Below are 10,916 nucleotides of genomic sequence, written 5' to 3' on the forward strand. Positions count from 1 at the left end.
TTATCCGTTCCCATCTCCAAGGGCTCCGCCCCTTCGGCCCTGCCGGGCTTCGCCCCTTGGACGGCTGGGTGAACGCCCGGACTGGCCGGATCGCCACATCCACGCCGTACCGTGCACGTATTCCCGCTGATTCCCCTCGCCCGGGCCCGCCCGGGTCCGAATGCTGGAATGCTGGCCCTTGTCGTCCGGGCGGGCGTGGAGTCGGGGCTGTGGGGGGCCGAGGATCGTGATCGTGGAGGACAGGGTGCGCGTGGTCATCGCCGAGGATTCGGTGCTGCTCAGGGAGGGACTGACCCGGCTGCTGACCGACCGTGGGCACGACGTCGTCGCCGGGGTGGGTGACGGGGAAGCGCTGATCAAGACCATCACCGAGCTGGACGCGGAGGGTGCGCTGCCGGACGTCGTGGTCGCGGACGTACGGATGCCTCCGACGCACACCGACGAGGGGGTGCGGGCCGCCGTACAGCTGCGCAAGGCGCATCCCGGTCTCGGTGTACTCGTGCTGTCGCAGTATGTGGAGGAGCGCTACGCCACGGAACTGCTGGCGGGTTCCAGCCACGGAGTCGGCTATCTGCTGAAGGACCGGGTAGCCGAAGTGCGTGAGTTCGTGGACGCGGTGGTGCGGGTGGCCCGGGGAGGTACGGCCCTGGACCCCGAGGTCGTCGCGCAGCTGCTGGGGCGCAGCCGCAAGCAGGACGTGCTCGCGGGACTCACCCCCAGGGAACGTGAGGTCCTGGGGCTGATGGCCGAGGGCCGGACCAACTCCGCGATCGCCCGGCAGCTGGTCGTGAGTGACGGAGCCGTCGAGAAGCACGTCAGCAACATCTTCCTGAAGCTCGGGCTGTCCCCCAGCGACGGCGACCACCGGCGCGTCCTCGCGGTGCTCACCTACCTGAACTCATGACCGTCCGGCTCCAGGCCCGGCTCCGGATCCGACGCCGGTCCGCACTCCATGTCCGGGCCGCATGTCCGGGCCGCATGTCCGGGCTCCGTTCGCGGACTCCATCCCCCACTCCGCATCTGGCACCCTGTTCGACACGTTGCTGACGCCGTGTCAGAAACGGTAGGAACCGAAGCGTGAAGGGCAGCGTCTTCGAGGGAAGCGCCGGGGGGCGGGCAAATCGTGAAAAGTCGGTGCTCGAGACGGCCTCAAGGGCGTGTCCATCATGCGAATGACCCAGGGAAGGCGACCCTTACGGTCGTAGGGTTGATTTTGGGAGTACCTGCGACAAGGTCACTCCCAGACAGCCGCCTCGAGGGAGGTCCAGTTCAGTGACGCAGGTCAGTAGTCCAGCGGAGCAGGCCGACGGAACCGTCGTGGGAGAGCAGCGCAAAGCGGCAGGGGTGAAGGATGTCCGCCGCCTGGACCGGGTGATCATTCGTTTCGCGGGTGACTCGGGTGACGGTATGCAGCTCACCGGTGACCGTTTCACCTCGGAGACGGCGTCCTTCGGTAACGACCTGTCGACCTTGCCGAACTTCCCGGCCGAGATCCGCGCCCCCGCCGGCACCCTGCCCGGCGTCTCCTCCTTCCAGCTGCACTTCGCCGACCACGACATCCTCACGCCGGGCGACGCACCGAACGTGCTGGTGGCGATGAACCCGGCGGCGCTGAAGGCGAACATCGGCGACGTGCCGCGCGGCGCGGAGATCATCGTCAACACGGACGAGTTCACCAAACGGGCGATGCAGAAGGTCGGCTACACCACCTCGCCTCTTGAGGACGGCTCGCTCGACGGCTACCACCTCCATCCGGTGCCCCTGACGACGCTCACGGTGGAGGCCCTCAAGGAATTCGACCTCACCCGTAAAGAGGCCGAGCGCAGCAAGAACATGTTCGCGCTGGGTCTGCTGTCGTGGATGTACCACCGGCCGACCGAGGGCACCGAGAAGTTCCTGAAGTCGAAGTTCGCCAGGAAGCCGGACATCGCGACCGCGAACATCGCCGCCTTCCGGGCGGGCTGGAACTTCGGCGAGACGACCGAGGACTTCGCCGTCTCCTACGAGGTCGCCCCGGCGACGAAGGCGTTCCCGACCGGCACCTACAGAAACATCTCCGGGAACCTGGCCCTGTCCTACGGGCTGGTCGCCGCGTCCCGCCAGGCGGACCTGCCCCTGTTCCTGGGCTCGTATCCGATCACCCCGGCCTCGGACATCCTGCACGAGCTGAGCAAGCACAAGAACTTCGGCGTGCGCACCTTCCAGGCCGAGGACGAGATCGCCGGCATCGGCGCGGCACTGGGCGCGGCCTTCGGCGGCTCCCTCGCCGTGACCACCACCTCCGGCCCGGGCGTGGCACTCAAGAGCGAGACGATCGGCCTGGCCGTCTCCCAGGAACTGCCGCTGCTCATCATCGACATCCAGCGCGGCGGGCCCTCGACCGGTCTGCCGACCAAGACCGAGCAGGCGGACCTGCTGCAGGCGATGTACGGCCGCAACGGCGAGGCCCCGGTCCCGATCGTCGCCCCGCGCACCCCGGCCGACTGCTTCGACGCGGCCCTGGAAGCAGCCCGCATCGCCCTCACCTACCGCACCCCCGTCTTCCTCCTCTCCGACGGCTACCTCGCCAACGGCTCCGAGCCCTGGCGCATCCCCGACCTGGACGAACTCCCGGATCTGCGCGTGCAGTTCGCACAGGGCCCCAACCACACCCTGGACGACGGCACCGAGGTCTTCTGGCCCTACAAACGCGACCCGCAGACCCTGGCGCGTCCGTGGGCGATCCCGGGCACGACGGGCCTGGAGCACCGCATCGGCGGCATCGAGAAGCAGGACGGCACCGGCAACATCTCCTACGACCCCGCCAACCACGAGTTCATGGTCCGCACCCGCCAGGCCAAGATCGACGGCATCGACGTCCCCGACATCGAGGTCGACGACCCGCACGGCGCCCGCACCCTCGTCCTCGGCTGGGGCTCCACCTACGGGCCGATCACGGCAGCGGTACGCCGGCTGCGCACCGCCGGCGAAGCCATCGCGCAGGCCCACCTGCGCCACCTCAACCCCTTCCCGAGGAACCTCGGCACCGTCCTGAAGGGCTACGACAAGGTGGTGATCCCCGAGATGAACCTCGGCCAGCTCGCCACCCTCATCCGGGCGAAGTACCTCGTCGACGCCCACTCCTACAACCAGGTCAACGGCATGCCGTTCAAGGCAGAACAGCTCGCCACGGCTCTGAAGGAGGCCATCGATGGCTGAGACGTCCACGGAAGGCACGGGCACGATCGAGGCGCTCTCGCTCGTTCCCAAGGCCGAGGCCCGCCAGTCCATGAAGGACTTCAAGTCCGACCAGGAAGTGCGCTGGTGCCCCGGCTGCGGTGACTACGCGATCCTCGCCGCCGTCCAGGGCTTCATGCCGGAGCTGGGCCTGGCCAAGGAGAACATCGTCTTCGTCTCCGGCATCGGCTGCTCCTCCCGCTTCCCGTACTACATGAACACGTACGGCATGCACTCCATCCACGGCCGTGCCCCGGCGATCGCGACGGGGCTGGCGGCCTCCCGGCGCGACCTGAGCGTGTGGGTCGTCACCGGCGACGGAGACGCGCTGTCGATCGGCGGCAACCACCTGATCCACGCCCTGCGCCGGAACGTGAACCTCAAGATCCTGCTCTTCAACAACCGGATCTACGGCCTCACCAAGGGCCAGTACTCCCCCACCTCCGAGGTCGGCAAGATCACCAAATCGACGCCGATGGGGTCGCTGGACGCCCCCTTCAACCCGGTGTCCCTGGCGATCGGCGCCGAAGCCTCCTTCGTGGCCCGCACGATCGACTCCGACCGCAAGCACCTCACCGAGGTCCTGCGTCAGGCCGCGGCCCACCAGGGCACCGCCCTCATCGAGATCTACCAGAACTGCAACATCTTCAACGACGGCGCCTTCGACGCACTGAAGGACAAGCAGCAGGCCCAGGAGGCCGTGATCCGTCTGGAGCACGGCCGGCCCATCCGCTTCGGCGGTGGGGGCACCTCCCGCTCGAGCGAAGCCGAGAGTGGGGGAGGCTCACGCGGCGTCGTACGCGACCCCGCCACCGGCGACCTCAAGGTGATCACGGTGACACCGGAGAACGAGGCGGACGTGCTGGTCCACGACGCCCATGCCACGTCCCCCACCACCGCCTTCGCGCTGTCGCGGCTGGCCGATCCGGACACCCTCCACCACACCCCCATCGGCGTCCTCCGCTCCGTGGACCGCCCGGTCTACGACACGCAGATGGCCGACCAGCTCGACACGGCCATCGAGCAGAACGGCAAGGGCGACCTCGGGGCGCTGCTGGCGGGCGGGGACACCTGGACGGTCGTGGGCTGACCGGCGACCGACGGCTGAGGGCCTGGGTGCGGTCGGCGCCCAGGCCCTCCGCGTTGCGGGCGCGGCCCGCCTTCGTTCGTTCGGCCACCGCCGGACGCGACGCGTCAGCCCTGGTCAGGGGCGTTTTTGCGCGCGTCGTACGCCTCGCGTGCCGTCAGGACCTCCGCCATCCGCTCCTCGGTCCACATCGCCAGCCCTCGCACCTGTTCCGCCGCCTCGCGGCCGAGGCCGGTGAGGGAGTAGTCGACCCTCGGGGGGATGACCGGCTTGGCGTCGCGGTGGACGAGGCCGTCGCGTTCCAGGGTCTGGAGCGTCTGGGTGAGCATCTTCTCGCTGACGCGGCCGATGGCCCGGCGCAGCTCGCTGAAGCGGTGGGGGCGGTCGAGGAGTTCGATCAGGACCAGGACGCCCCAGCGGCTGGTGACGTGTTCCAGGATCAGACGGTGCGGGCACATCGCCTCGCCCGCCACCAGTGGTGCGCTTCCTACCTCTTCACTTACGGCCATGCCGGTACCTTACTTCAAAGTGGGTACTTTCGCAGAGTTAGCGCATCCCCTAGGGTTAGTAGCACCCGCACCCCACAAGGAGATCGCAGATCATGAGCATCGTTGTCACCGGAGCCACCGGAAACCTGGGCCGCCACGTCGTGGAGCAGCTGCTGGAGAAGGTTCCGGCCGAGCAGATCACCGCCGTCGTCCGCAGCGCGGACAAGGCCGCCGACTTCGCGGCCCGCGGGGTGAAGATCGCTCTCGCCGACTACAACGACCCCGCCTCCTTCGACGGCCTGTTCGCCGCCGGCGACAAGGTGCTGCTGATCTCCGGCAACGAGTTCGACAAGGGCCGCGTCGGCCAGCACAAGGTCGTTCTCGACGCCGCCAAGAAGGCCGGCGTGGCGCTGCTCGCCTACACCAGCGCCCCCAGCAGCCTGAGTGCCGCACTGGCCGACGACCACCGGGGCACCGAGGAGGCCGTGATCGCCTCCGGCGTGCCGTACGCCCTGCTGCGCAACGGCTGGTACCACGAGAACTACACCGAGCAGCTCGCCCCGGTGCTGGAGCACGGCGCGGTCGTGGCCGCCGCCGGCGAGGGCAGGGTCTCCTCCGCCTCGCGCGCCGACTACGCGGCCGCCGCGGTCGCCGTACTGACGGGCGAGGGGCACGAGAACAAGACGTACGAGCTGGGCGGCGACGAGGCGTGGGGCTTCGCCGAGTACGCGGCCGAGCTGAGCCGGCAGACCGGCAAGGAGATCGTCTACGCCCCCGTCTCCACCGACGCCTACGTCGGCATCCTGACCGGTGCCGGGCTGCCGGGGCCGCTCGCCGAGACCCTGGCCGGCGTGGACGCGTCGATCGAGAAGGGCGAGCTGGTCGTCTCCAGCGGCGACCTGTCCCGCCTGGCCGGGCGTCGCACCACCCCGCTCGCCGAGGCGATCGCCGCCGCGCTCAAGGGCTGACCCGACCGGCACAGGCGTACCGGCACCCCCGCGTGTCATGACCGTATTCCGATACGGGCATGACACGCGGGGGTGCCCGGCGTTACCTTCTTGCAGGCGAGCAGGACGTGAGAAGGAGGGGCCCGTGAGCGGGAAGCCGAGGGGCGAGCGGCACATAGGTCTGCTGAACGGCTTCGCGGCTTACGGGATGTGGGGGCTGGTTCCCCTGTTCTGGCCGCTGCTGAAGCCCGCCGGAGCGGTCGAGATCCTCGCCCACCGGATGGTGTGGTCCCTGGCCTTCGTGGCTGTCGCACTCGTCGTCATCCGGCGCTGGGCCTGGGCCGGTGAGCTGCTGCGGCAGCCCCGCAGGCTGGCGCTGATCACCGTGGCCGCGGCCGTCATCACCGTGAACTGGGGCGTCTACATCTGGGCCGTGAACTCCGGTCACGTCGTCGAGGCCTCGCTCGGCTACTTCATCAACCCCCTGGTCACCATCGCCATGGGCGTCCTGCTCCTGAAGGAGCGGCTGCGGCCCGTGCAGTGGACGGCGGTCGGCGTCTGTCTCGCCGCCGTCCTGGTGCTCACCGTGGGCTACGGCCGGCCGCCGTGGATCTCCCTGACCCTCGCCTTCTCCTTCGCCACGTACGGGCTGGTGAAGAAGAAGGTCAACCTCGGCGGTGTCGAGTCGCTGGCCGCGGAGACCGCGATCCAGTTCCTGCCCGCGCTCGGCTATCTGCTGTGGCTCGGCGCGCAGGGCGACTCCACCTTCACCAGCGAGGGCGCGGGCCACGCGGCCCTCCTCGCCGCGACCGGCATCGTCACCGCGATCCCCCTCGTCTGCTTCGGCGCGGCCGCGATCCGCGTGCCCCTGTCCACGCTGGGGCTGCTGCAGTACCTGGCCCCGGTCTTCCAGTTCCTGCTCGGCATCCTCTACTTCCACGAGGCCATGCCGCCGGAGCGCTGGGCCGGGTTCGCGCTGGTCTGGCTGGCGCTGACGCTGCTCACCTGGGACGCCCTGCGAGGCGCCCGCCGCTCCGCCCGCGCGCTCAGGGCCGAGATGACCAGGCCCAGCGCCGCCATCCCGACGGGCACGGTGAGTGCCGCCCGGAAGGCCGAGAGCGTCGCCTCGGGCCCCGACCCGGTGGATGCCAAGCCGTAGACGGCCGTCACCGCCGAGATCCCGATAGCCGAGCCGAACTGTGTGGCGGTGTGCAGCAGCCCGCTCGCCAGCCCCTGTTCGGACGCGTCGACCCCGTCCGTCGCCGCGATCGCCAGCGGCCCGTACGCCAGCGCGAAGGCCGTACCGGCGATGATCAGCGTCGGGAACATCGCGGCGTACGACCAGTCCATGCCGACCGGCAGGAACAGCCCGTACGCGACGACCGCCGCCGCGAAGCCACCGACGATCACCCGGGTGTTGCCGAACCGGGCGACCAGCTTCGGGGTGAGGGTCGGCGCCAGCACGGCGTCGCACCCCATGACCACCAGGGCGATCGCCGTCTGGAGCGACGACCAGCCGCGCAGCTCCTGCAGGTACAGCGTCACCACGAACTGGAAGCCGAAGAAGGCCCCGACGAACAGCAGCGCGCCCAGGTCCGCGCGCACGACCGAGCCCGTCCGCAGGATGCCGAGCCGGACCAGCGGATCGGCCGTGCGTCGCTCGGCGGCGACGAAGACGACGGCCAGGAGCAGCGCCGCGAGGGCCGCCGCCACGGTCGACCGCCAGCCGTCCACCCCGTGTTCCAGGCGTACGACGGTGTAGGCGGCCAGCAGCATCGCGCCGGCGGCGGTGACCGCCCCGGGGAGGTCGAAGCCGCGGCGCTTGCCGAGCGGGGCGTCCTGCGCCGGGACGAGCCGTACGGCCGCGATCAGCAGCGCGCCCGCCAGCAGCACCGGCGCGAAGAACACCCAGCGCCAGCCGAGTTGGGTGAGCAGGCCGCCGACGACGAGACCCAGCGAGAAGCCGCCGGCCGCGGTGCCGGCGAACACCAGCAGGGCCTTGTCGCGCCGCGGGCCCTCCTCGTACGACGTGGTGATCAGGGACATGGCGGCCGGCGTCATGAACGCGGCGGACACTCCGGTCACGAACCGGGCGGCGACCAGCATCCAGCCCTCGGTGGCGAAGCCGCCGAGACCGGAGAAGAGCAGGAAGACGGTCAGCCAGGTAAGGAACATCCGGCGGCGGCCGAGCAGGTCCGCGGCCCGGCCGCCGAGCAGGGTGAAACCGGCGTAGCCGAGGACGTAGGCGCTCATCACCCAGGCCGCGGTGCCGGTCGTCAGGCCGAGGTCGGATCTGATCGAGGGGATCGCGACCGCCATCATCGCGACGTCGATGCCCTCCAGGAAGATCGTCCCGCAGAGGACGAGTAACAGCGCCCACGCGCGCGTGCCCATGGCAGTACTCCACTAGGTAGGGGTGGTTACGGGAATGAGGGTCGGTTCCCTCTTGTAACCGACTTCAGCCTGCGGCAGCATCGACAGACATGGAAGAAGGCACTTCTAAGTCACCGAGTAACTGCGCGGGCACCGTGGACTACGGCGACGCCGACCCCTTCCAATGGGACACCCGGGAGGACTGCCAGGTACGGCAGATCCTCGACCGGGTGGCCGACAAGTGGTCGCTGCTGGTCATCGCGCTGCTGGAGAACCGGCGGCTCAGGTTCACCGAGCTGCGCCGGGAGATCGACGGGATCAGCCAGCGGATGCTGACCGTGACGCTGCGCTCGCTGGAGCGGGACGGGCTGGTGAAGCGGACGGTGCATCCGGTGGTGCCGCCGCGCGTCGACTACGAGCTCACGCCGCTGGGCGGGACCCTGCACGCCACGATCCAGTCCCTGGTGAAGTGGACCGAGGCGCATCAGGAGGAGATCGCGGGGGCGCGGGCCGCGTACGACGTGCGGGAGGCGGAGGCCGTTTCCCTTCGGTGACGCGGCGGGCGGGCCGGAACGGCTCGTTGTCGGACCCGGCCGCTATAACTGGTGGGCATGACGCAGACACCCTCCCCCGTGCACTGGAAGCTCGTCATCGACGCCGCCGATCCGCACGCCCAGGCCGACTTCTGGGCGGCCGCGCTGAACTACCTGGCCGAGGACAACGACGCGCTCATCCAGCGGTTGCTGGAAGTCGGCGCCCTGCCGCGCGAGGCCACCGTCGAGTACCACGCCCGCCTCTCCTTCCGGGACCTGGTCGCCGTACGGCATCCGGACGACCCGTACCAGGAGGACAGCGGGACCGGGCTGGGGCGGCGGTTGCTGTTCCAGCGGGTGCCGGAGGCGAAGACGGTCAAGAACCGGCTCCATCTCGACCTGCACCCCGGCGAGGGGCGGCGCGCGGCCGAGGTCGAGCGGCTGACCGGGCTCGGGGCGAGTGTGCTGCGGGAGGTGAAGGAGCCGGGGGGCGAGTGGGTGGTGATGGCGGATCCGGAGGGCAACGAGTTCTGCGTGCAATGAGCGGGAGCGTTTGAGATGAAGGGTGCGAGCGGGAGCGTTTTAGCGGGTGCGTTTGAGCGGGTGCACGCGTCTCTGCATCCGCCCTCCGCTATACGAACAACGCTGACCGGATTGCGCTCTTGACGGAGGGTCAGCCTCAGCTTCACCATCGGGCACCCCATTCGCTGTGGAATCCCTGTGATTCCCACGGAATTCGGAGCCCCCCACATGAAGCTCTCGGTTCCCGGACGCGTCACGGCCACCGCCGTCGTCGCAGCCGTCTCCCTCCTGGCCGGCGGATCCATAGCCGGCGCGGCCCCCGCGGCCGAGCCCGCGGTGGCCGCAGCGCCCGACATCCCCGTGGCCAACGTCAAGGCGCACCTGACTCAGCTGCAGTCCATCGCCACCGCCAACGGCGGCAACCGGGCGCACGGACGCGCCGGTTACAAAGCCTCGCTCGACCATGTGAAGGCCAAGCTCGACGCCGCCGGGTACACCACGGCCATCCAGCAGTTCACCGCCTCCGGCCGCATCGGCTACAACCTGATCGCCGACTGGCCCGGCGGCGACACCAACCAGGTCGTGATGGCCGGCTCGCACCTGGACAGCGTCTCGTCCGGCGCGGGCATCAACGACAACGGGTCCGGTTCGGCGGCCGTGCTGGAGACCGCGCTCGCCGTGGCACGGGCGGATTACCGGCCCACCAAGCACCTGCGGTTCGCCTGGTGGGGAGCGGAGGAGCTGGGCCTGGTCGGCTCCCGCTACTACGTCAACAACCTCTCCGCCGCCAACCGCGCCCGGATCAGCGGCTATCTGAACTTCGACATGATCGGCTCGCCGAACCCCGGCTACTTCGTCTACGACGACGATCCGGCCATCGAGAAGACCTTCAAGGACTACTTCGCCGGCCTCGGCGTCCCGACGGAGATCGAGACCGAGGGCGACGGCCGCTCCGACCACGCGCCCTTCAAGAGCGCGGGCGTGCCGGTCGGCGGCCTCTTCACCGGCGCGAGCAACACCAAGTCGGCGGCGCAGGCGGCCAAGTGGGGCGGTACGGCGGGGCAGGCGTTCGACCGCTGCTACCACTCGTCCTGCGACACGACCGCCAACATCAACGACACTGCCCTGAACCGGAACAGCGACGCGCTCGCGTACGCGGTGTGGGAGCTGTCGGCATAGGGCCCGGTGCGGGGCGGCCCCTCAGCGGGCGCTCTGGGCACGCTCGGTGAGACGGCCCATGCGGGCCCGGGCCTTGTCCAGCTGCTCGATGTCGTCGGCGGCGGGACCGTCCTCGGCCGTCAGCTCGGTCCACAGTCCGATCAGCGTCTGGCCCAGCTCCAGGCCCACCAGGGGATCGCGTACGGCCCGCCAGGCGGTGAACGCGCTCTGGACGTTGCCGTACGCGGCCTCCGCGTCCCGCATGTGGTGACGGACCTGGGCGAGGTCGAGGGAGAGCTGGAAGGAACGGACCGGGTCGCCCGCCAAGTAGGCGATGTAGGCGGCCAGTTCGCGCAGGTGCAGCACCTCGGGGTGCTCCGGTCCGAGCGACCCCGACGCCTGCGTCAGCGTCCGGTCGGCCAGCTCCGCCGCCGTGTCCGTCCGCCCCGCCTTCACGGCCTCGTTGATCCGCGCCAGCGGCTCCGCGAGCAGCGGGGGCGTGGTGCCGTCGCCGGGGGCGGTCATCGGATCGTCCCCGAGCACGGCTTCGGCGACGGCGTCGAAGCCGCGGGGCGGGGTGGGCTTGGGGGCG

The 10,916-nt window shown here is 70.0% G+C and carries 9 protein-coding genes and 2 pseudogenes; 8 read left to right on the plus strand and 3 right to left on the minus strand.

Annotated elements, in window-relative coordinates; genetic code table 11:
* Positions 1-244: 244 nt before the first annotated feature.
* From KUM49_RS17280 to KUM49_RS17290, 3 genes are all read left to right on the plus strand, one after another.
* Positions 245-904, plus strand: coding sequence for a response regulator transcription factor (locus KUM49_RS17280; protein ID WP_308406650.1), 660 nt, complete (start codon positions 245-247; stop codon positions 902-904).
* A 368-nt stretch (positions 905-1,272) separates the two neighbouring features.
* Entirely contained in the window at positions 1,273-3,198 is a 1,926-nt protein-coding gene (locus KUM49_RS17285; protein ID WP_217237739.1) for a 2-oxoacid:acceptor oxidoreductase subunit alpha, read from the plus strand.
* Positions 3,191-4,306, plus strand: a complete 1,116-nt coding sequence (locus KUM49_RS17290; RefSeq protein ID WP_217237740.1) for a 2-oxoacid:ferredoxin oxidoreductase subunit beta — start codon at positions 3,191-3,193, stop codon at positions 4,304-4,306. The genes KUM49_RS17285 and KUM49_RS17290 overlap by 8 nt, the downstream gene beginning before the upstream one ends.
* A gap of 104 nt (positions 4,307-4,410) precedes the next feature.
* Here KUM49_RS17290 and KUM49_RS17295 read toward each other — a convergent pair whose 3' ends face one another.
* On the minus strand, positions 4,411-4,812 hold the full coding sequence (locus KUM49_RS17295) for a helix-turn-helix domain-containing protein (protein ID WP_217237741.1): 402 nt from the start codon (positions 4,810-4,812) through the stop codon (positions 4,411-4,413).
* A 92-nt stretch (positions 4,813-4,904) separates the two neighbouring features.
* Here KUM49_RS17295 and KUM49_RS17300 point away from each other — a divergent pair, with 92 nt between their 5' ends.
* Together KUM49_RS17300 and rarD are read left to right on the plus strand one after the other, a co-directional pair.
* On the plus strand, positions 4,905-5,759 hold the full coding sequence (locus KUM49_RS17300) for an SDR family oxidoreductase (protein WP_217237742.1): 855 nt from the start codon (positions 4,905-4,907) through the stop codon (positions 5,757-5,759).
* Between the two features lie 187 nt (positions 5,760-5,946).
* The gene (rarD, locus tag KUM49_RS17305; protein WP_374200165.1) at positions 5,947-6,897 is read left to right on the plus strand and encodes an EamA family transporter RarD; all 951 of its coding nucleotides are present in this window, start codon (positions 5,947-5,949) and stop codon (positions 6,895-6,897) included.
* Between the two features lie 80 nt (positions 6,898-6,977).
* On the opposite strand, the pseudogene KUM49_RS17310 reads toward rarD, so the two are convergent.
* A pseudogene (locus KUM49_RS17310) lies at positions 6,978-8,132 on the minus strand (MFS transporter); the annotation flags it as partial.
* An 89-nt stretch (positions 8,133-8,221) separates the two neighbouring features.
* Here KUM49_RS17310 and KUM49_RS17315 point away from each other — a divergent pair.
* The 3 genes from KUM49_RS17315 to KUM49_RS17325 all read left to right on the plus strand — a co-directional run bounded on the left by KUM49_RS17315 (position 8,222) and on the right by KUM49_RS17325 (position 10,345).
* Positions 8,222-8,665 carry a helix-turn-helix domain-containing protein gene (locus KUM49_RS17315; RefSeq protein ID WP_217237744.1) on the plus strand — a complete coding sequence of 148 codons (444 nt, stop codon included), beginning with the start codon at positions 8,222-8,224 and terminating at the stop codon, positions 8,663-8,665.
* Positions 8,666-8,722: 57 nt separating this feature from the next.
* Positions 8,723-9,187 (plus strand): VOC family protein, encoded by a 465-nt coding sequence (locus KUM49_RS17320; RefSeq protein ID WP_217237745.1) that lies wholly within the window; start codon positions 8,723-8,725, stop codon positions 9,185-9,187.
* A gap of 207 nt (positions 9,188-9,394) precedes the next feature.
* Complete coding sequence (locus KUM49_RS17325; RefSeq protein WP_217237746.1) at positions 9,395-10,345, plus strand: M28 family metallopeptidase; 951 nt, start codon at positions 9,395-9,397, stop codon at positions 10,343-10,345.
* Positions 10,346-10,366: 21 nt separating this feature from the next.
* Here KUM49_RS17325 and KUM49_RS17330 read toward each other — a convergent pair.
* Positions 10,367-10,916 (minus strand): annotated as a pseudogene (locus KUM49_RS17330) (tetratricopeptide repeat protein); the annotation flags it as partial.

It is taken from the genome of Streptomyces sp. AC555_RSS877 (assembly GCF_019049245.1).
In the GTDB taxonomy this organism is placed as follows: domain Bacteria; phylum Actinomycetota; class Actinomycetes; order Streptomycetales; family Streptomycetaceae; genus Streptomyces.

Excerpts from the sequence above, each read along its gene's own strand:
- rarD (WP_374200165.1), top strand. The coding sequence starts at position 5,947 with ATGTGGGGGCTGGTTCCCCTGTTCTGGCCGCTGCTGAAGCCCGCCGGA.
- KUM49_RS17325 (WP_217237746.1), top strand. The coding sequence starts at position 9,395 with ATGAAGCTCTCGGTTCCCGGACGCGTCACGGCCACCGCCGTCGTCGCA.
- KUM49_RS17320 (WP_217237745.1), top strand. The coding sequence starts at position 8,723 with ATGACGCAGACACCCTCCCCCGTGCACTGGAAGCTCGTCATCGACGCC.
- KUM49_RS17290 (WP_217237740.1), top strand. The coding sequence starts at position 3,191 with ATGGCTGAGACGTCCACGGAAGGCACGGGCACGATCGAGGCGCTCTCG.
- KUM49_RS17300 (WP_217237742.1), top strand. The coding sequence starts at position 4,905 with ATGAGCATCGTTGTCACCGGAGCCACCGGAAACCTGGGCCGCCACGTC.
- KUM49_RS17295 (WP_217237741.1), bottom strand. The coding sequence starts at position 4,812 with ATGGCCGTAAGTGAAGAGGTAGGAAGCGCACCACTGGTGGCGGGCGAG.
- KUM49_RS17315 (WP_217237744.1), top strand. The coding sequence starts at position 8,222 with ATGGAAGAAGGCACTTCTAAGTCACCGAGTAACTGCGCGGGCACCGTG.